This window comes from Microbulbifer mixtoriginis (SeqCode) (assembly GCF_052466715.1).
This window is the reverse complement of record NZ_CP174288.1, coordinates 1,757,571-1,782,535: the sequence shown is the minus strand read 5'-3', so window position 1 is coordinate 1,782,535 and position 24,965 is coordinate 1,757,571. Positions and strand designations below refer to the sequence as shown.

The following is a 24,965-nucleotide window of genomic DNA, read 5'->3' as shown; positions in this document are numbered from 1 at the left end:
TTGCAAATGAAACCCTCGCCCTATTCTTTGCGGCACAGTAGGATAAGTCATCCGCCTGCAGGTGCAGAGCGGCACTAAGGAACAGAGTAATCAGAAGACGCTATGACTACACAGCAGTTCGACGACCTGAATGTCGTCTCCCAGGAAGTCCTGATCAGCCCGGAGATGCTGAAAGCAGAGCTACCCATTAGCGATGCAGCCGAAGCGACCGTCGCCAAAGGGCGCAGCGCCGTGCGTGATATCCTCGATCGTAAAGACCACCGCTTGATGGTGGTTATCGGACCTTGCTCCGTTCACGATGTGGACGCTGCAATGGATTATGCCAAGCGCCTGAAAGCGGTGGCAGATAAGGTTTCCGATACCCTGCTGATAGTAATGCGAGTCTATTTCGAAAAGCCCCGCACCACAGTTGGTTGGAAGGGCCTGATCAACGATCCCCACTTGAATGATTCCTTCAAGATTGAGGAAGGCCTTCATATCGGCCGCAAGCTACTTTTAGATGTCGCCGAACTGGGACTGCCCACCGCAACAGAAGCACTGGATCCAATCTCTCCCCAATACCTGCAAGATCTGATTTCCTGGTCAGCCATTGGCGCACGTACTACCGAATCCCAAACTCATCGGGAAATGGCCAGCGGCCTCTCCTCTGCTGTGGGCTTTAAGAATGGTACCGATGGCGGATTAGAAGTAGCGATTAATGCCTTGCAGTCTGTCGCTAATCCCCACAGATTCCTCGGAATCAACAAGCGCGGTCAGGTTGCCATTATTCATACCTCCGGCAACCCTTATGGCCATGTTGTGCTTCGCGGCGGTAACGACAAACCAAATTACGATTCGGTCAGCGTTGCCATGTGTGAACAGGAACTGCGTAGCGCCGATATTACCCCCAATATCATGGTCGACTGCAGCCACGCCAACTCCAATAAAAATCACGAATTACAGCCCCTGGTGGTAGATAACGTGACTCACCAGATTCTTGATGGTAATCAATCAATTATTGGCATTATGGTGGAGAGTAATCTGAAAGCCGGTAATCAGAAGATTCCCGCCAATCTGAATGACCTGGAATACGGCGTCTCTGTTACCGACAAGTGTATCGATTGGGAAACTACCGATTCACTATTACTGGGTATGGCCGAACAATTGCGAGAGCCACTGAAGAGTAGAACTTGCTAAGTATGTGACTTTATAGGGGACTGTGCCCCCATTTCTCTAACTGGCAGCTATTTATTTCTAATACTGGCTGCCAGCCCCTCCCAAGTGCCCTCATGGCGAGCTTAGATATCTCCTAACCACCAAAAGCCTCAGAAAGGCTGACAATGGGACGCCGTAGGAGTACCCTCCCCACAGTAAACAGGGTATAGGAAGCGGTTTTCCCCCAGTTTTCCAGATAGGCAGGGAACCAAACCTGTATAAATATTGATCAAGAATAAATCTTTTAGAATAGAAGCAGCTAAATGGAACTGCAGTCTAATAAAATACTTACCTATATACTGGGTGGTTTTGTTCTGATATGGCTCTTTGTGAGCCTGAGCTTTGCCCTAGATACTGGCTCTGTATTCTCCTGGATTGCCACCACCCTACTTTGCCTTCTCGCCGTAATCACTTTTTCGTTCAAGAAAGATCACTATATTGATTTTGAAACTAAGCAATACGTGTCTCAAAATCGAATTCTCTGGCACAACTGGACAGAAGAAAAGCCTCTCACAATTTTCAAAGGTATTAAAATAGTTTCCTGCTCTCACCACTCTAAAGAGAGCAGAAGTGGCCATACCAGCTATCAGGTAGTGCTTATTTTCAAATACGCGTACGCGACTTTTAATGAGGGCATTACGGCAAGGGCCTACCAGCAATTGAAAGAAGCTCAACGCTATGCCTATGAGTTAGAACAACGGACAGGCCTAGCACTGCTTGCCTAAGATCAATAGACAAATACCATAACTCCTAAAGGCTCTGCGAAAAACCTCACATTTAAACACCCTGGTTTTCCCCCAGCAATTGGGGAGCCCTCATCAGAAACTCTAAACTACCGACATTTATATACTCTTTTGAGCATCTGGCACTTTCAAAGCCAACCCACAACCATTAAGAGGTACCCACTATGGAATCCGTAGAATGGGATATGTCCTCGACAACCATTGTTCGTAAGCTTAATGATGACGCTGAGCAAGATACATTTCCCCCACCTCACCTGGACAAAGTGAAACAGGGGGAGCTTTTAAGATTTCATGCCCATATCAATGTGGAACAAATGCCCCAAGGACATCACCTAAAGAAGGCAACTATTTTCTCGAATGTGCCTAATGGAGGAACTTGGGAGCTGATATGTGATGAAGGAACTGCGGTTGGAGGCCGGGGTAGCGCTCCATCACCCATCATGTACTTTTCTGCAGGGTTGGCACTCTGCATGATGTCTCATGTAGAGATGCTGGCACAACTCTCTAATATTCAACTTAAGCAGGTAAGGCTTGAACAAAAGACCGAATTTTCAACCACTCTTAACTTTGGTGGAATTCAACCCGAAAAGGTATTTGGCCAGGGTGACCGGGTGGAGATTCACTTGATTATAGAAAGTGATGAGACCGAGGAAAAACTCGTGGAGTTTGCCCACTGCTGCCGGCAAGCCTGTATGTCGCTACAAACGGTAGCCAAAGCCACACCAGTCACAACCTCTCTTTATCTCAACGACAAACCTATACCTTTTACATAAACCAAGCTGGCTTGGTGATATCCAGGGTGAAGCGCTAACAGACAGATTATGAAACCAAAAGCTTCCGAATTTAGATCTTGGTTCCCCATATGCCACCTCTCTATAGATTAATTTGCTCAGTTTTTATTTGGAAAAGTGAAACTGTCTTTATAAATCGCTTTAAAATTATCTTTCTCACAGCAGATAGGAGCCCTAAAAAGCACATTGGGGCTTACATTTAACTAAAGTAAAATTCTGCTAGGTTGCGCGAGGGAGGTCGCAGAATGCATTTTTTATTTTTGGTACTATTGTTACTCTCCATTGCCAATTTCAGCACTGCTCAAGAGCGACTCGCACAACTTCCAGCTGATGCCCAGCCAGTACAAATTCTCGGAAAAACTGACTACCAAAGTGGCAATAACTTCTATGCATTTAGTGAAAAAGGACGTTACTACTATCCGGTAGATCCTCCTACCGCTATTCGCCAATATGAACGCCCAAGAAACCTATCTTTTCTTTCTACTCGTACGGAGCCAGGGCCGCGGCTGACTCGAGGACAAATTGCAGGCTGTATGAATATGGCAGCAGACAAGGCTAATGCCAATCCTGCTAAGGGTGGCAAAGTCTATATACGCGAATACAATATGTGTTTAGAAAACACCCGTAGACTATTACCAAACCCGTAGTAAATGAGGAGCTTAATTCAGAAAACTTTTTAAACCCTTCCATCTTTTGCGTGCGACCAATAGCTAGACTGAGTGACTTTTCATCTACGCTCAACAATACGCTTTGATACACTACGATAAAAGATTAAGAACGATCAAAACCAGCCAAATACAAAGCAACAATCCCACCAAGTCAACCGATGTAGCAATAAAACCTAGTAAATACCCTATCCAGCCACTAGCCAACTCTGCTCTGCATGGAAAACATCACTCCCTGGAAGACATCCGCACCTCCAGCAAAGTAGGCCCCACTAGTGTCCTTATATAGGTTAAACACAACAGGCATCATTAATATTCACAGAATTCACCCCCCCCACAGCCACACAACTGAAAATAAAAAAATATATTCATCTCATGGCAAAGCCCTTTTCAGGGCTAGACGACCAAAAGACAATCAACTTCATATTCCCTCCAACTGAAAAACACTTTTACCTGCCCTGTTGTTATCTTTGCCATGGAGTAGAATTTAAATTCCCTAAAAACATCATCAATTAGAGCAATTTTTGCACCCCAAGAATATATCAGAAAACTTTACTATTGGTTTATTTTCCTTTATTTCGTTGTAGTCTTTAAAACTAGTGGTGAAGCAACCGAAACTTCCAATAGAGCGCATTGGGACACAACACACATTTGAGTAGACTTGTTGCCAAGTTGGGAGAAGGAGAAAACGTTATGCGCTATTTATTTTCAATGATCTTACTGTTCTCTCTTGCGGGGTACGGTGTAGCCCAAGAGCGTCTCGCTCAGCTACCTGCCGGCTCTTCACCAGTACAAATACTCGGCAAGACTTACTATCAAAGCGGAAATACCTTTTATGCCTTTAATGAACAAGGCCGTTATTTTTACCCAGTAAATCCGCCCACAGCTATCCGTCAATATGAGCAGCCCAGAAATATGTATTGGCGCGGTTCTCAGCCCCGTTACTACTGGCGCGGTTCTCAGCCTCGTTATTACTGGCGCGGTTCTCGACCTAACTACTATTGGCGTGCGCCTACGCCTCGCTACTACGGTCTGACTCAAGACCAAGTAAGAGGCTGCATGAATTTCGCGGCAGACAAGGCGAACCGTAACCATGCGAATGGTGGTAAGATCTACATCCGCGAATACAATCAGTGCATCAGTAACTACCGCTAACAGGATTAGTAACTGATGACCTATCAATAGAGTTTGCGAAGCAAACTAAAGGGGCCGCAAGGCCCCTTTCTTGTTGGTTGAACCTTTCTGAAACCTTTGTCGAACAATATCAAAACGATACACAATCGGAAGATTGATCGAATAGCCGTGTAAAAGGGCAATTTCTAGCAGCCTCAATAGGGCATTTTTCCTTCTCTACACTATGCTTGCCCTGCCTGACAACACAAATGTCGCCATCCACAATCCTGGAGAGCACTATGTCCGCCAACCATAAAGCAACTTCTAAAAAGTTACTTGAGCTTTGGGGGGACAATACCCCACATGAAGCCTCAGATTATTTATCTGCCAATTACAAAAATCACCAAATGCCAGATGCCTCTGGAGGTACCTCAACAGAAACGCTAGAAGAGTGGCAAGACTTAGTGAAGGAGTTTCACAATAGCTTCTCCGACGTAAAAATGGAGATTTTACTGCAAGTTGCAGAGGGTGATTATGTATGTACCCGTTGGCGCGTAACGGCCACTCACACAGGTAAATTCATGCAGTATGAGGCCACCAATAAAACCAGCAGCTGGACAGGCACCCATACTGATCGCTACGAAGGTGGAAAGATGGTAGAAAGCTGGGTGGATTGGGATAAATACTCTTTCCTTGAGGAGCTGGGGCTGATCCAGTAAACCCTAGGAGCTAAAACCCCGGATCTGATAAATGTGAATTCGGGGATTTAGTTAGATACGGATCTCATCGAATTACTATCAACAATAAACTGCCATGACAAAAGTTCTTGTTACTGGATTTGAACCTTTTGGCCATACACCAATCAACCCGGCCGAAGCCGTGATGCGTGTACTGGATGGCACCCATATTGGCAGCGCTGAAGTCTGCGGTCTACTTGTGCCAAACAATTTTTTCGAATGTATCGAGATCGTCACGAGGGCTATTAACGAACTTCGCCCACAAATAGTGATGATGCTTGGTGAATATGCCGGCCGTGCAGTTATCACTGTAGAGAGAATCGCACAAAACTATAATGACTCAACACGCTACCGCCTTAAAGATAACCGCGGGGTGGAGATGCAGGATGAGCCCACCATACCCAATGGCCCGGTGGCCTATCGCAGTAATCTACCGCTTCGCGCTATGGTAAAAGCCATGCGCAATGCCGGCGCTCCCGCAGATATTTCCGACACTGCCGCCACCTTCTGCTGTAACCACCTGATGTACGGGGTACTTCACTATATTATTACCAATCAGCTGGATATTCGCGCAGGCTGGATACACCTTCCTCAATTACCTCAAGTAGCCGCGCTGGCAGAAAATATCGGCACCCCCAGCATGTCGAGAGAGACAGCGGCTCTCGGAGTGCATGCCGGAATTGAAGCTGCACTGGGGCACACTGAGGATATTGATGAACCTATTCTCTCCAAGCCCCAAATTTAGCCCGGTTTCAGCGTTGAATATTTACACCCCCTGATGCCCAAAGAGATGTCTTTCTAATGAATAGCAAGCCTGCTCCGATAGGCTCACGATCAATAATTCTTCACTTAACTCATGGGTGGCATACCCTTTCCCCCTAGCTTTTAATAGTCCGTCGCTAACCGATAGCAGTATCGCCCTGGGCACTGATTAATACGAACGCAATTCTGCAGGGTTTATCTCCCCGATTGACCCAGTTATGAATGGTAGCTCGCTGAATTAAAGCATCACCTTCCGATAAGTGGATTACCGTATCCTCCCCCATCTCCATGTCGATCTCTCCAGAGAGTACAATTGCATAATCCAGGCTATCTGTACGGTGTACACGAGGAGTTACCCCAGGACCAAACTCCACCACCTTGAAGATTGAGCCACCAGGTATCACCGTGCCAACCTCACGTGCGCCCTTATCACTATTCTCTGAGTCAATCTCTACGGGCAGCTCAACTGTCGTCCAGAATTGTTGCTGTTCCATATGCGAGCGCCAGCTAGATATATGTTCACCGCTGTCATCTAGAACCACAATAGGTCTACCAGAATTATCATGCCCTGTTACTACACGCCTTAAATTTAGCCCCACACCTTTCTCCACTCAGATTTCGGATCAACTTAATCAACAATAGATGCCCCCTAAAATTTGATAGGTTCAAGTAGACAAGCAAATAATGAACATCACTGTCATATATTGTTACAGTCCAATCCAATAAGTAATATCTCCCCTATAACAAAGCTATAACTTTTAATATCAAGCATTCAATTACCATACATAATGAGATTCTAGAGAAACTAAAGACACTCCAAAATTCTGATAGCAGATACATATTCATTTATTGAGATATTTTACTTACAAGCTAAAAAGATCCCCTCACTTCCCCTAAAGTCATGATTAATTGGACGGCATGAGTAAGCAAACGGAACTTCCTTATCAACATCGATGGTGGGTACTAGGCGGCCTTGGACTTGGCCTAATGATCATCAATATTGATGTCACAGTGATCAACCTTGCGATCCCTACTATAGGAGAAAATTTTTCTGCAAAAATATATCAGCTGCAGTGGGTTAACAATATTTATCTTATTGCCATGGGCGGGCTAATCATTACTACGGGTAAGTTTGGAGATCGATTTGGTCATAAAAACACCCTCATGCTGGGCATAACCATTTTTCTTCTAGGATCAGTAATTGCCAGTGTAGCCCCCAACCTTGAGACCATAATCGCCGGCAGGTTTATACAAGGATCTGGCATGGCAGCCTCTTTCGGCATGATTTTTGTTCTAGCGGAAAGCCACTTTCAAAAGTCTGAACAAGGCCTAGCCGTTGGCCTACTGGTGATCTTTACCGCTACAGCTCAGTCAATAGGCCCGATTCTAGGCGGCTTTATTGTCACCCACCTGGGTTGGAGATGGGCCTTTTTAATCAATATTCCTGTATGCTTGCTATGTCTCACCATCTTGCAAATTTTCGCAAAAAGAGATACTCAAAACAAAAAAATATATATTCATTACAAATCAGGATTTCTTATTCTAGCCGCCTACCTCCTAATATTACTTTCACTTAACCTTGAACCTCACAAAGGAATAGCCAGCTTTCAGTTTATTCTACCTCTTGCATCTTCTTTAGTTATCTTAATTTTTGTTTTCCTTTGGCAGAGAACCCTACCCCAACCATTGATAAACCTGAACCTACTCCAAAGCAAACTTTTCCAAGGATTACTTATAACTCGCGCATGCTTTCAAATGATATTTGGCTCTTTCCTATTTATTTTACCTTTATACCTAGAGAATATACTTGGCTATGAAGCTGCCAAGGTTGGCCTCATCATTCTCACAATGACAATATTCTTATGTTTTTCCTCAATTGCAGCTGGAATATTCAATAATAAATTCAACCCCATCCCCTCCATCGTCTTTGCCCAATTTACCTGCCTAACAGCTGCTCTATCACTAATACTGATGCCAGATAAACTGTCCTGGCATTACCTCATATTCGGCATGGTTTTTATGGGCATTACTGCTGGAATAATGTACTCCTCAACCAATCTTGCAGCAGTTCAAAGTGCCCCAAAAAATGAAAAGGGAGCAGCTTATGGGCTGTTCATCTCTAACACCTACCTCTGGTATGCTGCAGGAATATCATTCACAGGAATAATAGTAAGCACTGTCAGTGTCCGAACTTTCACAATGCTCTCAAAAGAAACTCTCTCCAATGAGCACCAAGTTAATATGTTGGATGTTCTCCCCTTTATAACTGGAGCTCAACCTCTCAAAAACATAACAAAATTTTTCCCAGATTCTTCGCTACATTCTCAGGTTTTGGAGTGGGGGCAAGCATCATTTCACTCTGGATTTCATGCGTTAATGATCGCTTTTCTCTGCTTATCTCTCACTGGGTTACTAGCTAGTTTACTTTTCAGAAATACCACTCAGTTTCTTAGCAAAGATGGGGCCTATTAAGTAGTCATCAGGTACAAATAGTACTCAGTGCCGAATAGTTACTACTTTTTACAAGTGCAATAGCCCCATACACTCACCCCCCTTAATCCTCTATAATTCTCTGCTATGCCAGAGTTACCAATTTATTCCGCCCTACCAGAGTTATTCAAAGCACTGGAAACACATAACAATGTGGTACTGCAAGCTCCTCCTGGCGCAGGCAAGACTACCGTTGTTCCCTTGGCCCTGCTCGAAACCGTTTGGTTGGGGCAACGCAATATCATTATGTTGGAGCCTCGTCGCCTGGCTGCGCGCACGGCTGCGGCACGTATGGCTGCCCAGCTCGGAGAGAAGCTAGGCGAGACTGTGGGTTACCAGGTACGCGGGGAACGGCGGCGAAGTGCGAAAACCCGTATCCTGGTTGTTACCGAAGGTATTCTTACCCGGCTGCTGCAGTCTGACCCAGAACTGTCAGAAACCTCGCTGGTTATTTTTGATGAGTTTCACGAGCGTAGTCTGCAAGCCGACTTATCCCTGGCACTGTGCCTGCAATCCCAAGAATATCTGCGCGAAGACCTGAAACTATTGGTAATGTCTGCAACCCTGGAAACCGAGGCGGTAGCCAGGGTGCTCGGCGGTGCGCCAGTGGTCAGTAGTGAGGGGCGCAGCTTCCCCGTACATATCGATTACCTTGACCAGCGGGAGGAGCCGGAAGATCACCGCTCTATGCCCGCGCTCATGAGTCGCAAGATTCTCGAAGCACTTCGCAGAGAGTCAGGCAGTGTACTCGCATTTCTTCCGGGAGTTTCAGAGATTCGCAAGGTAGAGGAGTTACTGCGCGAACAACTCGCCTCTGCGGATGATCTCAAACCAGATAGCATTATTCTCGCCCCACTCTATGGAGACTTGACCCGCGAACAGCAGGATCAGGCCATCGCTCCGGCCGCTCCTGATCAACGCAAAGTGGTACTAGCAACCAATGTGGCAGAAACCAGCCTGACGATTGAGGGAATCCGCATAGTTGTGGATTCCGGCTTAATGCGAGAGTCTCGCTTCGATCCTAACAGCGGTATGAATCGGCTGGAGACCTGCCGAATCTCACAAGCCTCTGCCACCCAGCGCAGCGGCCGCGCCGGGCGCCTCAGCGAAGGGTTCTGCCTGCGACTGTGGAGCGAGGGCCGCCAACGCAGCCTCAGCAGTAAAAACACCCCCGAAATAATACGCAGCGATTTGGCCCCCCTGGCGCTGGAATTAGCCCAGTGGGGAGTCAGTGATCCCACCGACCTGAGCTGGCTGGACCTTCCCCCCACAGGTCCTCTAGCCCAAGCCCAGGCACTATTAAAGCAACTGGGCGCACTAGACCAAGACTTGCGCATCACTCCACACGGCAGCTCCATGCTCTCCCTGGGTTGCCATCCACGCCTCGCCCATATGATGCTTCGCAGCCTCGACTGGCATCTATCACAACAGGCCTGCCTACTCGCGGCGCTACTGTCAGAGAGGGATATCTTCCGGGGAGAAGCACGCTGGGATAGAGACATCAGCAAACGTATCGAAGCACTACAGGCCCATTCTAAGGGGCAAAATATCGACCGCGGTGCGGTGCAACGTATTCGCCAGCAGGCCAACACTTGGCAGGGGCAATTAAAGGATTTCAAGCCGCAAGAACCTCGTAACAGCGATAGTATTGATCAGGCCGATAGAGTCGGGGTGCTATTGGGGCTCGCCTATCCGGATAGAATTGCCAAAAGCCGCCAAGATAGTGCTCGCCGCTACCTGCTTTGCAGCGGCCGAGGCGCACATTTCTCGCACGAAGACGCCCTGGCTCTCAGCGACTTCCTTGTGGTTGCCGAATTGGATGGACTGGGGCGCGATGCGAGAATACAGCTGGCCGCTCCAATTTCAAAAAACGCCTTACAGCGCTGTTTTGCCGACCAAATCGAGCAAAATACCACTATTCGCTGGGATGATACCGCCGGGCGTGCCGAAGCCCTGGAGCAGGTCACACTGGGCAAACTGGTGCTGCAGCAGCAAGTCGTCAGAGATGTTCCATCAGAGTTATTGAGCCGGGCACTACTCGATGCCATTCGCCAAAAAGGGCTTTCTCTACTGCCTTGGAGTAAAGAAGCCCTACAATTTCGCGCGCGGGTGGAATTTTTGCGAACAGAGGAAAGTGGAAAATCTCTACTGGAAGGCACTCCGCTGCCCGACTGGAGTGATGATACGCTGTTGCAGGACCTTGAGCGCTGGCTATTACCGCATCTACATGGCTTCCATAAATTTGAGCAGCTCAAGCAGCTGGACCTGCTCAATATACTGCGCGCACAACTCGACTGGGCCCATATTCAGCAGGTTGATGAGCTGGCTCCCAGCCACTACACCGTACCCAGCGGCTCACGCATTGCTATCGATTACGAAGCATCCCCACCAATCCTGGCTGTGCGCTTACAGGAACTCTTCGGCCTGGCACAAACCCCCGCAGTTTTGCGTGGGGGATACCCGCTAATGATTCACCTGCTCTCCCCTGCTCGTCGCCCGGTACAGATCACTCGCGATCTGGCTAATTTTTGGGCAAACACCTACGAAGAGGTCAAAAAGGAGTTGCGTATCAAATATCAGAAGCACTACTGGCCAGATGACCCCCGTACCGCGGTCGCCACCAACAAGACTAAAAAGAGAATGGATAACCCCAGGGGCTCCTAAGAGCCCCAAATCAAGTTTTTCAGCCCTGTTAAGTCCGCATTCAGCAATCCCCCACTAGATTGCAGCAATTTAAGTTGGCGTTTGCCAATGGGGAACAATATCTGTACTTTTCTGCCCATAGATTACTAACAGACAAAACATCTAAGCTTAACTATTACATCTAGTTGGAGAACGACCTTGCATAGGAAGCTAGCGCTATTTTTCAGCCCACTACTCTTTCTTGGCTGTAGTGATGATTTACCTGACATCATTATTCCCGTAAATATCGATTACGATGAAGAAATGCGCCTGTTTGTGGAGGATATCAGCAAGTATGCAAAGGGCCTTGAGCGAGACTTTATTATCGTTCCGCAAAACGGTATTGAGCTGATCACCACCAATACCAGGACCAATGGCCCGGTAGATGACGCCTATGTGAACTCTACCGATGGTATCGCCCAGGAGGCGGTCTTCTTTGGGCAGAACGGTAATGTAGACCAACCCACCAGCGAAACTGAAAGCAAGCGCCTGCAGGACTATCTCAACCTGGCCAAAGAGAAAGGCCGTGAAATCCTGGTGACCGATTACGCCTATAGCGAAGACAAGGTTAAAGAATCTTACGAGGAGAACGAAAACGCCGGCTACGTCTCCTTCGCCGCCGACAATACGCTTCTGAACAATATTCCTTCCTACCCGGAAAAACCTTTCAATGTGAACAACGACGACATTGATAAGCTAGAAGATGTCAAAAATTTCCTTAATATCACCAATACTACGAGCTTCTCCACACCCCAGGAATTCGTGGACAAGTTATCCGAAACCGACTACGACCTGCTGATCATCGACTTATTCTTTAGGGATAACCAGCCCTATACCGAAGAGCAGATCAAGCAATTAAAAAAGAAGAACAATGGCGGAGATCGCCTGCTGATGGCCTATGTCAATATTGGCATGGCCCAGAGTAACCGCTACTACTGGCAAAACTCTTGGTCCACCAATCCGCCGGCCTGGCTACTGGACGAAGTCCCCAATGAATCGGGCAACTATTACGTGGAGTACTGGAAAGCCGGCTGGCAGGACATTATCTATGGCAACAACAGCTCCTATATCTTCAGGATCGTAGATGCGGGCTTCGATGGTGCTTATATGGATGGCATCGACGTTTTTGAGTATTTCGATTCTCTCGAAACCGAGGAATAAGCGTACTCCTCACTTTCATGTCGCCTCAATCTCCACCCATCGCCAACTGGATGGGTGGAGATTAGGAATCAGGCTGGCTGGGAATCCTTGTACTGAGTCACATACCGGGACAGGCGGCCGGACATCTCTTCCGCCAGCTTCTGCAAGGCGTTGAGGGGACGTATCATTACCTCAAACTCCACGATCTTGCCATTTTCATCAAAGCGAATGATATCCAGCCCCTTAAGGCTCTTATCACCGATGCTGGCCTTAAACTCCAAAGCCAAATCGCGGCCTGACTCGGTGGTGAAGCTACGATCGTATTCAAAGCTTTCAAATACCTGCATCACTGTATTGAGGATCAAGCAGACCGCCGCAGAGCTGTGGTAAGGCTTAAAGAACGCCGGTGAGCGGAATACCGCATCCTCCGCAACGATAGTGGGCAGGCGACTGAGGTCCCGCTCCGCAACCATCTCGTGCCACAGGGCGATTGACTCCGCTATTGGGTTATTGGTATTGCTCATCGAGCATCTCCTGTTCAAGCATATGTTTTTGTAAAAACTCCCGACCATCGGTACGGCCGAGCTCGTAAGTCTTTTGTGCCAACTCAGGGTTGGTGTAGTCCCAAACGCTGAGATAAGGCGGCCGCGAGGGCTGCACATAGGTCCAAAGCTGCTCTCCGCGGCGCCTGGTAAAGCGGTTTGGGTAACGGGGGTAGCAGCGGCTGAGCAGAATCAACACCCGTCCCGCCTCACTATCCAGCCCAGCCACGGGGATATTGTCCACGACTCCACCATCGAGCACGGGATCTCCTGCACGACGCAAACGCGGTGTAAAAGGCGGCGTACAGGATGAGCAAAGAATGAGCTCCACCAACTCTTCAACGCTCTGGCAATCCTGTGCGCGGTAAAAGTTCTGCTTGAAACCCAGGCCCAGAGCTATTTTTGGATGAAGACTGCGCAATAAGTGCTTATCGGTGTAATAGGCCAAAGCCCCCACCCCAAACGCCAACCCAGCAGGCAAAAGGCGCGGCGGGTGTACAACACCAATCTGCAAATCTGCGGCCGCACTCAGGGGCGCAAGGCCATCGCGAAATAACTCCAGCATGGCATTGCGGTAAATTCCGTACTGGGGAAACACCCGCTCTTTCTTTAGCACGTTGCCCCAATAAGCGTTCTTGCGGTTGGCGGCAAAAGCCGACCAGAAGTGCTCCCTACCCGCTTCAATACGCCCCATCAGGATCAGGCTTGCCATCAGCCCACCAGCAGATACCGCGGTTACCCGCCTCGGCGACAGCCCAATTTCACCGGCAACAGACTCCCAAAATCCTATTTGCCAGGTACAGCGCCCGCCACCACCGGCAAATACAACCTGATCAAACATGCGTCCCTTTCCTGTTCAATGGGCTAATCACCCTGGCAGGCCTATAGCCGGCCTTCACTGTAGATTTAGCAATATGGAATTTATATGCAACTAATTGCATAAGCTAATAGAATCAGCGGGTTAGTGCAACCAGAGGATTCCTGACACCTAATCTTGCAAAGCTTATGTGACAGTTAGGCACCAACCCATGCCTAATGTCCCTAGCCAACGAGTCGAACACTGCCAATGAGGGAGACATGAATGAAAGTAGGTGGTTAAATTTCGCTTAAAAAGTTGGCCGAGAGACACACTGACCAGATTCCCCGACCGCCTTAGAGCATGATTAGAAGGAGGTTCATTTCCTCCTCCTGTAAAGAAAAGCTAGGTTTTGAGAAGTTTGATAATTGTGTCGCGATCACCATTCAAAAATGGTGGTGGTGGGCGTGTCTCAGATTTATCGGGATAGGCCGATAGTTTAATGGGGTTACCAGCGGTACTAATCCCCTCAAAATCAGGCGAAGTCAAAGAGACAATCATGTTTCTAGCTTTCAGCTGCTCACTATCAAATAGGTCGCTGACATGGTTAACCGGGCTCACAGGAACTCCGGCTTTCGCCAGGGTCTCGAAAACTTCAGACACTGGCATTTTGCTTAGTATTTTATTAATTTCCGCCTTTAGTTCATCGCAATTTTTAACACGTGCTTGATTATCAACAAAGCGTGGGTCTTTAAGTAAATATTCACAACCCAGCGCACTACAAAATTTCTCATACAAGCTTTGATTACCGCATACAATGCCCACCTTCCTATCTTGACATTGATACAAGTCAAATGGAGAGGTAACCGGTTCCTTATTTCCCTTTGGTTTAGGTATTTCGCCATTCGCCGAATAATCCAGCAGTGTACCCTCCATAATCGCAGCGAGGGAATCCAGCAAACTCACATCAATACAAATACCAGGACCTTGATTTTTCACTCGCTCATAAAGACTGGAGACAATGGCAATAGCCATATAAGTAGCGCCAGTAACATCGCCAATTTCTGCCCCCACCCTTGCCGGTCCAGCATCTGGATATCCTGTCACACTCATAAGGCTACTCATAGCCTGAATAACCACATCATAGGCAATCGTGTTATTTTCGATGTTCTGACCAAAACCAGACAAACTAGCACATACTAATTTAGGATTTAGCGCAAGAAGGGATTTGGCTTTGAAACCAATTTTTTCAAGATAACCAACCGGCATATTCTCAAAAAAAACATCAGCCCGTTGAATCAGGCGTTTAAAAATATCTTTATCCGCTTCATCTTCAAGATTCAGGGCAATACTTTTCTTGCCATAGTTTACATGAGAAAAATAAACAGAATTCCCATGAAAAAACGGTGGCATAGAGCGGGTTATATCACCTTCAGGTTGCTCAACTTTAACAATTGTAGCCCCCAACTCCCACAATAATTTAGTACAGTAAGGACCGGCAAGAATTTGCTCAAGACTGACCACCAACATTCCATTTAAAGGGCCAGGATTCGCCCCAGAGAAAAAATCTTCCTCGTTCATAGCGAACCCCCATTGCTTAACCAAGAAAGTATCTCACTCCTATGCTCATCTAACTTAGGTGGTGCTGGCCATAGGTCGGGATCTTCATATCGATCATATTTCATCGGGTTCCCAGATATAAATACGCCATTCTTCTGATAAACCGGATCATTTAAGCCTTTCATCAGCTTACGTTTTACAGCAATATCGCTTTTGATAAGCTCTTCAACATTTTGCAAAGGTCCACAAGCCACTCCAGCATCATTTAGAGCCCGCTCCAAGTCTGAGGATTTCCACTGAGAAATTTTCTGCTGCAAAATTTTATCAAGTACAACCCGGTTTTCGACACGATCATGCATGGTTGCAAAGCGTGAATCTTTAATCAAAGGAGCCAAATCAAGCACTAGACAAAGACTGGAAAATTCACTATCCGTGATTGCGGCCAAGGCAATAAAACCGTTCATTGCCCGGTAGAGTCCCAAAGGTGAGAAAGTTGGATGTGCAGCCCCCAAGGGGATTGGATCAATTTTAGTGACCGAATAGTGGGCAATGAAACTTTCCATAACCGCCATTTGGCAATCCAGCATTGAAATATCAACTTTACTGCCTCTACCACTTTTCTCTCGGTCAATCAGTGCCGCATTCACTCCCAGCGCACACATTAGCCCCCCGTAGATATCACTGAAAGAAGTACCTGGACGAACAGGTCTTTCAGGCTCCTCGGGGCCAGTTACACTGACTATTCCACACATACATTGCACAATCAGGTCATAAGCGGGATGACTTGCTAATGGCCCGGTATGACCGAATCCAGAGATACAGGCGTAAATCAACGAAGGATATTTTTTATGTAGATCCTCCCACCCAAAACCCAATCTTTCCATCACTCCAGGACGAAAGTTTTCCAGAACAACGTCAGCCTTTTGTAGGAGCTTAACGAACACATCAATATCATCAGGGTCCTTAAGATTCAGCGCTATGCTCTTCTTACCGTAATTAACTGAATCGAAATACAACGGTTTACCCTCAACAAAGGGAAGAAATGCCCGGGTATCATCACCAGTATTGGGGCGTTCAATCTTTATTACGGTTGCCCCCAGATTGAAGAGAGCTGCTCCACAAAATGGCCCCGCCAACACTCGGCTCATATCGAGAACTAGAACTCCTGACAATGGGCCACGAGATTTTTCACCTTCATCTTTCATTTCTGATTACCCCGCCATGCTGCAGGACGTTTCTCAAAGAAAGCGCTCAAACCTTCCTGTCCCTCTTTGGAAACGCGTATATCAGCGATAGCCTCTATCGTATATTTACGTGTTTTCTCACAATAGGGGTCAACTTCTATGGTATCTATTAGATCCTTGGCTGCTCGCAACGCAGCCGGACTATTATTTAGTATATGATGGCTAATTCGCTCAGCTTCTGCATGCAGGTCATCTTGCTGAACGACAGTATGTACAAGTCCTATACGCCTCGCTTCATAGGCATCAATCATTTCTGCAGTAATAAAATACCTGCGCATATTACCAGCGCCAATTCTTTTCCAAATATAAGGACTGATAACGGCAGGAATAAGACCTAACTTAACCTCTGAGAAACAGAATGTTACCGCGGGAGAAGCCACCGACACATCACAACACGCCACCAATCCACAGCCTCCTCCGTAAACCGGCCCCTGTACCAATGCAAGAGTGGGGATACGACTTTTACGAACGGCCTCCATTAAGCGTGATAGATGTGTGGACTCCTCAACATTTTCCTCTTTGGTAAACTTCACCATCCTTTTCATATCGTTAAGGTCAGCACCTGCACAAAATGACCTGCCTTTAGCTTTTACAATTATTAAGCGTACGTCTTTATTACTTTGCATCTTCTTGAAGGCATCCTCTAACTCCAATACCATTTTGTCATTTAAGCAATTATGAACTTCTGGACGATTGAGGGTTATCGTTAAAATTGACTCCTCAACATCCCATAAAATGGTTTCATACGTCATGTTATGTCCCTGGCGATTGATAGTAGGTTAACTACTTCCCTTTTTGCTGATGTCGCTTTTCTATCTGCGCAACGATTTTAGCTACTGCATCACGGTGCTCCTGGGTAAAATGCAGCCCAGCTTGTATTGAAGCGGCTAAATCCAGACCTCCCTCAAGTGAGGAGCTGGCCCCTTCACGGATCAACCTTTTAGTTGCTCGAATAGCTGCGGGAGGGTTCACCGCAATACGACCGGCATATTCCATGGCTTTTTCAAGCAACTTATCTTCGGGGACAACCTCTACAACCATCCCCATGGCCAAAGCATCTTCTGCCTTTATCCAATCACCCGTCAGTGCCATCATATAGAAATTTTGCAGCCCCATTATTCTGGGCCAGAGCCAGCAACCACCATCACCAGAAATAATCCCCAATTTTATGAAACGTTCAGAAAAAACTGCAGTATCTGCCGCTAGGCGTATGTCGCAGGAAGCTGCCAAATCCGTACCTCCACCCACGGCATAACCCTGTACTGCAGCGATGAAAGGAACTTCTACTTGGGACATCACTCTCGGCAGCCGTTGAATCCCATAGCGATAATTGTGTCGAATTTGTGACGGGTCTCCGCCAAACATACCCGTCCTTTCATGCATACTTTTTACGTCACCACCGGCAGAAAATGCCTTTCCATTTCCAGACAAAACAGCGACTTTTACTTGAGGATTATTATTGGCATCTAAAATTGCTGTCGTTAACTCAGTCACCATTGCATCATCAAGTGCATTGAGTTTCTGGGGGTTATTCATAGATATGTGGATTACACCCGAGCCATCAAGTTTACTTTCTACTAAAGTCATAATGAGTCCATTGAGTTATAAATCGAGGTTACCTCGAGTGAGTAATATGCCTCACGCCCCCTGGTACGGCTTACGACATTGTAGGCAACCTAATATTTACTTTCATTACCCAACAGAAGACATATACGCCTTTCCAATTTATCTTTACTCAGCTAGAATTTCATCGCTTACCCCACAAACCCTCCAACTTCTTCAGCATAAACATCTAACACCAAACCACTCATCACTGAATATCATCTGTAAATTCTAGAATTAACCAATCGGCAACCATAGCTGGTTTTTCCTCCCCCTCAATATCCATGGTTGCTCTCAGAGTAAACAGAAACTGGCCAGGTCTTTTCTCTAAAATATCAAGGATTTTTATTCGCATCCGAACTCGACTGCCACACCTAACGGGATAAATAAACCTCACCTTATTCACCCCATAATTTACTGCCATCTTAAGCCCTTCGATTTTGAACTCTAACTTCTCCAAAAAGTGGGGGACAAGTGATAGCGTTAGAAAGCCATGGGCAATAGTGCCGCCAAACCGCGTTTTCTTTGCTTTCTCAGGATTTACATGTATAAAATTCTCATCCATTGTGAATTTAGCAAAGGCATCTATACGCCACTGGTCAACTTCCATCCACTCTGTAGGCCCAGCATCAAAACCAATAAAATCCTGTATTTTATCTCTGGGAATTATGTTTGGCACCAGACCCTCCTCTCCGACATTCTCAGAATGCAATAGTGATATTTACATTGACGGCATGAAGCTTCAGAAAAAACTACGCAGCTAAAACTTCCCTTATAAAACAGCACTCCAATAATAGCACCCCCCTCAACTAAAACCTCTTAATTTTTTCTTAAGCTTTGCTGGCTCCGGACTTAAGCACCCTCTCTGACATCAACGACCACCAAGCTATAAAGTGACAGCTCACAGCCCTAGTGAACCATTCACGATGTTATAAGCAACAAGGCATTTCAATGATTGGAAATGCAAGCACAATACACATCAATCAACATAAAAGGCGCAATACACACCCAAACGACTTTATAAACCCCCAGTTAGGGTCACCATTACTCATCTACCGAAACCATCAAAAATAATTGCATCACTCTCTACCAACGTATTTCCATTGAAGAAGTTGGCCCCTATTTTCGATTAACCATAAATGCACCAGGGTTATCTTATTACTAAATTTGAGTAGAAGATTCTGGGCATTCCTGTAGACCCATCCCCAAAGAAACTGCCCCCTTAAGACTCTTTATTACCGCCCTGCCATCGGCGCGACCGATTTCCAGTGTCTCCATAACCGCTTCTGGGTTGGTGAAATCCCACACTTTAATCGGCAACGTTTTGGAGGGCTGCACATAGGTCCATAGCTGTTCACCTTGACGCTGGGTGAAACAGTCAGGGAAATCACGGAAGCGACTGGTTAGCAGAATTAACACCCTGCCTTCTTTGCTATCCAATCCGCCAACCGGCACATTGTCCACGATTCCGCCATCCAGAATTTCCCTGCCATTCAGGTGGAGCCTTGGAGTAAATGGGGGGGTGCAAGAGGAACTCAGAATTAGATGTTCTAGTTCATCCATATTCTTGCAATCTTGAGCGCGGTAAAAATTCTGGCGGAAGCCAAGTTTGGTGGCTGCCGTGGAGTGCAGATTGCGGGTAAATCCCTTATCGGCATAATAAATAACTGCACCAAAAGTTAGCGCCAATGGGCCGTACATCCAGGCGGGCGGGTGGCTAACCGCCAGACGCAGCTCAGCCACACTCTGCAGGGCCTGAGGTCCGTTTTCAAACAGCTGTCGAATCCCATCGCGGCAGATAGCGTATTGGGGAAAAACCGCCTCCTGCCTAAATAAATTACCCCAATAGATATTTTTGCGATTGGTACTAAAAACTGAGCGAACATACTCCACCGCCTCCGGGCCCCTGTCGATCAGCAGTAAGCCCGCAACAAGACCACCCGCCGACACAGCACTCACCACTCTGGGAGATAGATTGATTTCACCAGATACAGATTCCCAAAAACCAATCTGCCAGATACAACGGCCGCCACCGCCAGCAAAAACTACCTGATCAAACATTGAAAAGCTCCCTGTTACCACTGTACCGCTCTTCCTGAGCCGGCACTTACCGAACTTCCCCCGTTGAATAAATCTAATTTGTAGCAATCATCTCTTGGCAACTGTTTATGCCGATTAAAATACCGGGTTACTTTTTCTGCGAGCCCGTATAAAAACCCCGCTCAGCCAACATGTTCTGCATAAATATACGTCCATCGCGGCGCCCTATTTCATACGCATTGATCAAGCCTTCAGGATTAGTGAAGTCCCAAACACTAATGGGGGGCGACTGTGATGGCTGCACATAAGTCCACAATTGCCTGCCTTGAGACTGGGTAAACCAATCGGGAAAGCCCCGATAGCGACGGGTCAGTAAAATAAGCACTCGCCCTTCACCAGGGTCAATGCCCTCAACCGGTACATTGTCCACTACTCCACCATCCAAAACTTTTTTCCCCGCCAAGCTCAACCTTGGCGTAAATGGTGGTGTGCACGATGAACTCAGGATCAGCTGCGTAAATTCTCCGATATCAGTACATTCCTGAGCGCAGAAAAAATCCTGTTTGTAACCCAACCGCCGCGCCGCTTTTGGATGCATTTTGCGGTGCAAATATTTGTTGGAGTAATAAATTGCCCCTCCAACAGCCAATGCCACTGATGCTGGCAGCCAATTGGGTGGCCGGGAAACAGCAACCCTGAGTTCCGCGGCGGATTTCAAGTCTTTAAAGCGGTCGCTAAATAGCTCTTGGATACCTTCCCTATAGATTTCATAATGGGGAAACACTGGCGCCTTACCCAAAAGGTTTCTCCAATACACATTGCGAGGATTCGCATTGAATACCGATGAGAAATAATCCACCGAAGCAGTTGCTCTACCAATCAATATCAAACCTGCAATCATGGCCCCAGCAGAAACCCCTGTGAGCACTCTCGGTTTGAGCTTTATCTGGTCGGCAATCACTTCCCAAAACCCAATTTGCCAGGTACAGCGGCCACCCCCACCGGCAAATACCACCTGATCAAACACCCTTTAATTGCTCCACCTAGCAATAACCCAATTCTTCACTTGGCGCTCCCCTCTGGAGAATATGCCGCCAGGAATGCCTCCCCATCGGCATAACCCGCATCAAAGGCCTGCCACACACTCTGTGGATTGGAAAAATCCCAGACGCTCACCGGCAAGGGCCGGCTCGGCTGCACATAGGTCCAGAGTTGCTCACCCTTTTGGCAACTGAAATGATTTGGGTACTGGGGGTAATTGCGGGTTAACAGAATCAGTACCTGACTAGGCCCCGGCTTGAGCCCGCCTACCGGCACGCTATCTACGATACCGCCATCCAGGACCTCTCTGCCCCGGTCCTGTTGCCGGGGAGTAAAAGGTGGCGTGCAAGAAGAGGAGAGGATCAGTTTTTGCAGGTCTCCCATATTGTTACAGTCTCTTACCGAGTAAAAGGACTGTCGATAACCAAGGCGCTTGGCGGTGTTTGGGTGCAGTGAGCGAGTGAGAAAGGTATCGGAGTAATCAATACCAACTCCGATAATTAGTGCTAAAGAGCCATTTAACCAGCCCGGCGAATGGCTAACTGCTATTCGCATTTCCGCAGCCTCTCGCAGGCGTTCAAAACCGCCCTCAAACAGTCGGCTCATACCGTTACGGTAGATGTGGTGATGGGGAAATAGCGGGTCTTTACGAAAGAGATTGCCCCAGTGAACATTACTGGGATTTTCCTCGAAGGCCTCGGCAAAATACTCTACTGCATCCAAGGACTTGCCCATCAATATCAGGCTGGAAACCAGGGCGCCGGCTGAGACGGCACTCACCACCTTGGGTCTAAGTTGAATCCTGTCTGCAACAGACTGCCAAAACCCAATCTGCCAGGTACAGCGCACTCCTCCACCGGCGAATACCACCTGATCGAACATAGAACTCTATCCCGGCCTGCCCGCTATAGCCACTGAAGTCAGAGCGCCCACAAGGCGCCATACACCCCTTTTGAGCGTGGATACCACCCCAGCTACAAATCCAAGAGGTCTTTAAAATATATACGGGGCAGGCAAAGTCCGGGGCGGCCCAGGCGCCTTCAGAAGTTAATAAGGAGTCCAGCGACAGGTAAGAAGGGAGGCAAAATCATAAGAAAGGAACTAACCAGTTCAGATAAGCAAGAAAAAAGGCGAAGTATTACTTCGCCTTTTAATTCTCTCCGGGAAGAGCATACGGACCCAACTATTAGTAATAAGCCTGAGACTTATCAGTGTGATCGGTAATATCTTTAACACCGGCCAGTTCGGGGATTTTCTCTTTTAGAGTTTTCTCAACACCTTCTTTCAAGGTCATATCCACCATGCCACAACCCTGGCAGCCGCCGCCAAACTTCAACACGGCAAATTTATCCTCTGTGACCTCCACCAGGCTCACCTGACCCCCGTGAGCCGCCAGCCCGGGGTTTACCTCATTGAAGAGTACATAGTTAATACGGTCTTCTATTGGGCTGTCATCGGTGATCTTCGGCATTCGCGAGTTGGGAGCGCGAATGGTGAGCTGGCCACCCATTTTATCGGAGGAGTAGTCAACCCTGGCATCGTCCAGGTAAGGCACACTGCGGCCTTCAAAGTAGGCCTTGAGGCCGTTCATCTCCATCACCACATCTTCTGCTTCCTCCTCGCCGGGGCGACAGTAGGCAATGCAAGTTTCGGCACTGGGAGTACCTGGATTGGAGACAAACATACGAATCGCGATTCCCTCGCAGTCCTGCTTGGCCAGCAGTTCCTTCAGGTACTCCTGCGCGGATTCAGTGATGGTGACATTCAGTTCTGACATAAGCCTTCTCAAATAACCGAGCTTCTTTGTCGGGTATTTTACTCTCAGAAACGCCCAAGTGAAACCGGTGTGTTTTTCGGGAGTGTGAAAGCTCCGGACACCCCCCAAAAAATGGCTCAAACGGGGATCATTCCCATCAGGGTTTGTGCCACATCCTCCGAAGAAGCGGGGTTCTGACCAGTGACCAGCTTGCCATCCACGACCACATAGGGTGCCCAATCGTCTTCGCTGGAGTAGTTACCTCCGCGATCTTTAAGCATATCCTCCACCAGAAAGGGCACAACATCCACCAATCCCACCGCCTCCTCCTCGGAGTTACTAAAGCCGGTGACACTCTTGCCGGAAACCAAGGGATGGCCGCCTTTGCGCCGGGTATGGCGAAAAATGGCCGGTGCATGACACACAGCACCCACCGGCTTATCAGCCCCATAGAACGCCTCAATCAGGGAAATGGAATCCTTATCCTCTGCCAGATCCCAAAGGGGGCCGTGACCACCGGGATAAAAAACAGCATCGAAATCCGCCTCCTGCACATTGGCAAGCTTGCCCGTATTGGCAAGCGCTTGCTGGGCTGCCGGATCCTGGCGGAAACGCAGGGTGGCATCGGTCTGGAAATCTGGTTCATCACTTTTGGGGTCTAGCGGTGGTTGCCCGCCCTTGGGGGAAACCAGTATGACTTGCGCCCCGGCATCTTTGAAGACGTAGTAAGGCGCGGCAAATTCCTCCAGCCAAAAACCAGTCTTCTTACCGGTATTGCCCAGCTTATCGTGTGAAGTCAAAACCATTAAAATTTTCATCGGCGACCTCCCTGGTGCCTGTTATTGATTCAGTTCTGCAATTAATCGTCGGTACCCAAGCGCACCACGACTTTGCCAAAATTCTCCCCCTGTAATAACCCCATCAGGGCGCGGGGCGCTTTTTCCAACCCCTCAACCAGATCCTCACGGTATTTGATGCGACCCTCGCCAACCCAGTGACTCAAGCCAATAATAAAATCGCCGAAGCGCTCATATTGATCAAAAATAATAAATCCTTGGATTTTAAGGCGCTTGGTAAGGGTTTCACGCATCAACAAGCTCAGGCGATCCGGACCCTCGGGCAGTGACGTAGCGTTGTAGTGAGCAACCAGCCCACACACGGGAACCCGGGCAAAGTCATTGAGAAGCGGTAAAACTGCATCAAATACATCTCCGCCCACATTTTCGAAATACACATCCACACCGTCTGGACAGGCCTCCTCCAACTGCTCGGGAAACTCCTCTGCCCGGTGGTTGAGACAGATATCAAAGCCCAACTCCTCTACCGCGTAGCGGCATTTTTCTGCTCCACCGGCAATACCAACTACCCGGCATCCCTGAATTTTACCAATCTGCCCTACAGTGGAGCCCACAGGGCCAGTAGCTGCAGCGACAACCAGAGTGTCCCCTGCTTTTGGCTGGCCAATTTCCAGCAGCCCGTAATAGGCGGTGATACCCGGCATACCCAAAACACCGAGTGCATAGGAGGGATGGCTGGGATTTTTACCAAGATTCACCAACCCTTCACCATCTGAGATTGCATAATCCTGCCATCCGCAATAACCCAGTACCCAGTCTCCCTCTTCGAAATCATCCAGGTGTGACACAAGCACCCGGCTGACTGTGCCACCCACCATAACGCCCCCCAGGGGTACCGGCTCTGCGTACGATTTGGCATCACTCATGCGGCCGCGCATATAGGGGTCCAGGGAGAGAAAAACCGTTCGTAACAACACCTCACCCCGAGCAGGTTCGGGCACCCCCAACTCCTCAATACTAAAATTGTCTTCGCTCGGTGCCCCTTCCGGCCGGGAAGCCAATACAACCCGGCGGTTCTTATCCATTGATTGCACGATGTATCTCCTTCACTGAGCCAGACTTTCGCTTGGTACAACCTTTTGTACCATTGGCGAGCCAGGCCCTCTCCTGAGTTTTTATGTCTGCTGAAGGCCAAACTATAGATAGAAATTGCACGCCGTTAGTAAAAATTTACCGGTTATTGTGTCGTGGTATTTTTTGCCCATCAATT

24 protein-coding genes are annotated in these 24,965 nt (G+C 47.9%); 10 read left to right on the top strand and 14 right to left on the bottom strand.

Features of this window, described 5'->3' with window-relative positions; genetic code table 11:
- Positions 1-102 precede the first annotated feature (102 nt).
- The 7 genes from ACJJH9_RS07975 to pcp all read left to right on the top strand — a co-directional run bounded on the left by ACJJH9_RS07975 (position 103) and on the right by pcp (position 5,988).
- Positions 103-1,176, top strand: a complete 1,074-nt coding sequence (locus tag ACJJH9_RS07975) for a 3-deoxy-7-phosphoheptulonate synthase (RefSeq protein ID WP_444924873.1) — start codon at positions 103-105, stop codon at positions 1,174-1,176.
- Positions 1,177-1,457: 281 nt separating this feature from the next.
- Positions 1,458-1,919, top strand: a complete 462-nt coding sequence (locus tag ACJJH9_RS07970) for a hypothetical protein (RefSeq protein ID WP_444924872.1) — start codon at positions 1,458-1,460, stop codon at positions 1,917-1,919.
- Positions 1,920-2,101: 182 nt separating this feature from the next.
- Positions 2,102-2,710 carry an OsmC-related (seleno)protein gene (locus tag ACJJH9_RS07965; protein WP_444888801.1) on the top strand — a complete coding sequence of 203 codons (609 nt, stop codon included), beginning with the start codon at positions 2,102-2,104 and terminating at the stop codon, positions 2,708-2,710.
- 263 nt (positions 2,711-2,973) lie between these two features.
- Entirely contained in the window at positions 2,974-3,375 is a 402-nt protein-coding gene (locus tag ACJJH9_RS07960; RefSeq protein ID WP_444924871.1) for a hypothetical protein, read from the top strand.
- A gap of 711 nt (positions 3,376-4,086) precedes the next feature.
- Positions 4,087-4,548 carry a hypothetical protein gene (locus ACJJH9_RS07955; RefSeq protein WP_444885215.1) on the top strand — a complete coding sequence of 154 codons (462 nt, stop codon included), beginning with the start codon at positions 4,087-4,089 and terminating at the stop codon, positions 4,546-4,548.
- A 257-nt stretch (positions 4,549-4,805) separates the two neighbouring features.
- Positions 4,806-5,225, top strand: coding sequence for an ester cyclase (locus ACJJH9_RS07950; RefSeq protein ID WP_252085609.1), 420 nt, complete (start codon positions 4,806-4,808; stop codon positions 5,223-5,225).
- 94 nt (positions 5,226-5,319) lie between these two features.
- Entirely contained in the window at positions 5,320-5,988 is a 669-nt protein-coding gene (gene pcp / locus ACJJH9_RS07945) for a pyroglutamyl-peptidase I (RefSeq protein WP_444924870.1), read from the top strand.
- A 154-nt stretch (positions 5,989-6,142) separates the two neighbouring features.
- Here the strand turns inward: pcp and ACJJH9_RS07940 are convergent, their stop codons facing one another.
- Positions 6,143-6,499: a cupin domain-containing protein gene (locus ACJJH9_RS07940; protein ID WP_444924869.1), complete on the bottom strand. Its 357-nt coding sequence runs from the start codon at positions 6,497-6,499 to the stop codon at positions 6,143-6,145.
- A 424-nt stretch (positions 6,500-6,923) separates the two neighbouring features.
- Here ACJJH9_RS07940 and ACJJH9_RS07935 point away from each other — a divergent pair, with 424 nt between their 5' ends.
- The 3 genes from ACJJH9_RS07935 (at position 6,924) to ACJJH9_RS07925 (ending at position 12,338) form a co-directional block, all read left to right on the top strand.
- A complete protein-coding gene (locus tag ACJJH9_RS07935; protein WP_444924868.1) occupies positions 6,924-8,477 on the top strand; it encodes an MFS transporter in 1,554 nt (517 codons plus the stop codon).
- Between the two features lie 105 nt (positions 8,478-8,582).
- Positions 8,583-11,159, top strand: a complete 2,577-nt coding sequence (hrpB, locus tag ACJJH9_RS07930) for an ATP-dependent helicase HrpB (RefSeq protein WP_444924867.1) — start codon at positions 8,583-8,585, stop codon at positions 11,157-11,159.
- Between the two features lie 177 nt (positions 11,160-11,336).
- Positions 11,337-12,338, top strand: coding sequence for an endo alpha-1,4 polygalactosaminidase (locus ACJJH9_RS07925; protein ID WP_444924866.1), 1,002 nt, complete (start codon positions 11,337-11,339; stop codon positions 12,336-12,338).
- A 68-nt stretch (positions 12,339-12,406) separates the two neighbouring features.
- Here the strand turns inward: ACJJH9_RS07925 and ACJJH9_RS07920 are convergent, their stop codons facing one another.
- The 13 genes from ACJJH9_RS07920 to curA all read right to left on the bottom strand — a co-directional run bounded on the left by ACJJH9_RS07920 (position 12,407) and on the right by curA (position 24,780).
- Positions 12,407-12,841, bottom strand: coding sequence for a nuclear transport factor 2 family protein (locus ACJJH9_RS07920; protein ID WP_444924865.1), 435 nt, complete (start codon positions 12,839-12,841; stop codon positions 12,407-12,409).
- Positions 12,825-13,700, bottom strand: coding sequence for a patatin-like phospholipase family protein (locus tag ACJJH9_RS07915; protein WP_444924864.1), 876 nt, complete (start codon positions 13,698-13,700; stop codon positions 12,825-12,827). Before ACJJH9_RS07915 ends, ACJJH9_RS07920 begins: the two co-directional genes overlap by 17 nt.
- 360 nt (positions 13,701-14,060) lie before the next feature.
- Complete coding sequence (locus ACJJH9_RS07910) at positions 14,061-15,236, bottom strand: CaiB/BaiF CoA transferase family protein (protein ID WP_444924863.1); 1,176 nt, start codon at positions 15,234-15,236, stop codon at positions 14,061-14,063.
- Entirely contained in the window at positions 15,233-16,420 is a 1,188-nt protein-coding gene (locus tag ACJJH9_RS07905; protein ID WP_444924862.1) for a CaiB/BaiF CoA transferase family protein, read from the bottom strand. The genes ACJJH9_RS07910 and ACJJH9_RS07905 overlap by 4 nt, the downstream gene beginning before the upstream one ends.
- Complete coding sequence (locus ACJJH9_RS07900; RefSeq protein WP_444924861.1) at positions 16,417-17,211, bottom strand: enoyl-CoA hydratase-related protein; 795 nt, start codon at positions 17,209-17,211, stop codon at positions 16,417-16,419. Before ACJJH9_RS07900 ends, ACJJH9_RS07905 begins: the two co-directional genes overlap by 4 nt.
- Before the next feature lie 31 nt (positions 17,212-17,242).
- A complete protein-coding gene (locus ACJJH9_RS07895) occupies positions 17,243-18,046 on the bottom strand; it encodes an enoyl-CoA hydratase-related protein (RefSeq protein WP_444924860.1) in 804 nt (267 codons plus the stop codon).
- Positions 18,047-18,269: 223 nt separating this feature from the next.
- Positions 18,270-18,740, bottom strand: a complete 471-nt coding sequence (locus tag ACJJH9_RS07890; protein ID WP_444924859.1) for a MaoC family dehydratase — start codon at positions 18,738-18,740, stop codon at positions 18,270-18,272.
- 482 nt (positions 18,741-19,222) lie between these two features.
- A complete protein-coding gene (locus ACJJH9_RS07885; RefSeq protein WP_444924858.1) occupies positions 19,223-20,122 on the bottom strand; it encodes a patatin-like phospholipase family protein in 900 nt (299 codons plus the stop codon).
- A gap of 127 nt (positions 20,123-20,249) precedes the next feature.
- Positions 20,250-21,128, bottom strand: a complete 879-nt coding sequence (locus ACJJH9_RS07880; protein WP_444885224.1) for a patatin-like phospholipase family protein — start codon at positions 21,126-21,128, stop codon at positions 20,250-20,252.
- Between the two features lie 35 nt (positions 21,129-21,163).
- Positions 21,164-22,024, bottom strand: coding sequence for a patatin-like phospholipase family protein (locus tag ACJJH9_RS07875; RefSeq protein WP_444924857.1), 861 nt, complete (start codon positions 22,022-22,024; stop codon positions 21,164-21,166).
- Positions 22,025-22,328: 304 nt separating this feature from the next.
- Positions 22,329-22,919: a Fe-S biogenesis protein NfuA gene (nfuA, locus tag ACJJH9_RS07870; RefSeq protein WP_252085598.1), complete on the bottom strand. Its 591-nt coding sequence runs from the start codon at positions 22,917-22,919 to the stop codon at positions 22,329-22,331.
- A 116-nt stretch (positions 22,920-23,035) separates the two neighbouring features.
- On the bottom strand, positions 23,036-23,716 hold the full coding sequence (locus ACJJH9_RS07865) for a type 1 glutamine amidotransferase domain-containing protein (RefSeq protein WP_444924856.1): 681 nt from the start codon (positions 23,714-23,716) through the stop codon (positions 23,036-23,038).
- 41 nt (positions 23,717-23,757) lie between these two features.
- Positions 23,758-24,780, bottom strand: coding sequence for an NADPH-dependent curcumin/dihydrocurcumin reductase (gene curA / locus ACJJH9_RS07860; protein ID WP_444925213.1), 1,023 nt, complete (start codon positions 24,778-24,780; stop codon positions 23,758-23,760).
- Positions 24,781-24,965: the final 185 nt, after the last annotated feature.

What these genes read in the sequence shown, in the direction of transcription:
- ACJJH9_RS07965 (WP_444888801.1), top strand. Translation starts at nt 2,102, where the DNA reads ATGGAATCCGTAGAATGGGATATGTCCTCGACAACCATTGTTCGTAAG.
- ACJJH9_RS07935 (WP_444924868.1), top strand. Translation starts at nt 6,924, where the DNA reads ATGAGTAAGCAAACGGAACTTCCTTATCAACATCGATGGTGGGTACTA.
- ACJJH9_RS07885 (WP_444924858.1), bottom strand. Translation starts at nt 20,122, where the DNA reads ATGTTTGATCAGGTAGTTTTTGCTGGCGGTGGCGGCCGTTGTATCTGG.
- nfuA (WP_252085598.1), bottom strand. Translation starts at nt 22,919, where the DNA reads ATGTCAGAACTGAATGTCACCATCACTGAATCCGCGCAGGAGTACCTG.
- pcp (WP_444924870.1), top strand. Translation starts at nt 5,320, where the DNA reads ATGACAAAAGTTCTTGTTACTGGATTTGAACCTTTTGGCCATACACCA.
- ACJJH9_RS07875 (WP_444924857.1), bottom strand. Translation starts at nt 22,024, where the DNA reads ATGTTCGATCAGGTGGTATTCGCCGGTGGAGGAGTGCGCTGTACCTGG.
- ACJJH9_RS07970 (WP_444924872.1), top strand. Translation starts at nt 1,458, where the DNA reads ATGGAACTGCAGTCTAATAAAATACTTACCTATATACTGGGTGGTTTT.
- ACJJH9_RS07975 (WP_444924873.1), top strand. Translation starts at nt 103, where the DNA reads ATGACTACACAGCAGTTCGACGACCTGAATGTCGTCTCCCAGGAAGTC.
- curA (WP_444925213.1), bottom strand. Translation starts at nt 24,780, where the DNA reads ATGGATAAGAACCGCCGGGTTGTATTGGCTTCCCGGCCGGAAGGGGCA.
- ACJJH9_RS07905 (WP_444924862.1), bottom strand. Translation starts at nt 16,420, where the DNA reads ATGAAAGATGAAGGTGAAAAATCTCGTGGCCCATTGTCAGGAGTTCTA.
- ACJJH9_RS07950 (WP_252085609.1), top strand. Translation starts at nt 4,806, where the DNA reads ATGTCCGCCAACCATAAAGCAACTTCTAAAAAGTTACTTGAGCTTTGG.
- ACJJH9_RS07920 (WP_444924865.1), bottom strand. Translation starts at nt 12,841, where the DNA reads ATGAGCAATACCAATAACCCAATAGCGGAGTCAATCGCCCTGTGGCAC.
- ACJJH9_RS07960 (WP_444924871.1), top strand. Translation starts at nt 2,974, where the DNA reads ATGCATTTTTTATTTTTGGTACTATTGTTACTCTCCATTGCCAATTTC.
- ACJJH9_RS07910 (WP_444924863.1), bottom strand. Translation starts at nt 15,236, where the DNA reads ATGAACGAGGAAGATTTTTTCTCTGGGGCGAATCCTGGCCCTTTAAAT.
- hrpB (WP_444924867.1), top strand. Translation starts at nt 8,583, where the DNA reads ATGCCAGAGTTACCAATTTATTCCGCCCTACCAGAGTTATTCAAAGCA.
- ACJJH9_RS07895 (WP_444924860.1), bottom strand. Translation starts at nt 18,046, where the DNA reads ATGACTTTAGTAGAAAGTAAACTTGATGGCTCGGGTGTAATCCACATA.
- ACJJH9_RS07955 (WP_444885215.1), top strand. Translation starts at nt 4,087, where the DNA reads ATGCGCTATTTATTTTCAATGATCTTACTGTTCTCTCTTGCGGGGTAC.
- ACJJH9_RS07865 (WP_444924856.1), bottom strand. Translation starts at nt 23,716, where the DNA reads ATGAAAATTTTAATGGTTTTGACTTCACACGATAAGCTGGGCAATACC.
- ACJJH9_RS07915 (WP_444924864.1), bottom strand. Translation starts at nt 13,700, where the DNA reads ATGTTTGATCAGGTTGTATTTGCCGGTGGTGGCGGGCGCTGTACCTGG.
- ACJJH9_RS07900 (WP_444924861.1), bottom strand. Translation starts at nt 17,211, where the DNA reads ATGACGTATGAAACCATTTTATGGGATGTTGAGGAGTCAATTTTAACG.
- ACJJH9_RS07940 (WP_444924869.1), bottom strand. Translation starts at nt 6,499, where the DNA reads ATGGAACAGCAACAATTCTGGACGACAGTTGAGCTGCCCGTAGAGATT.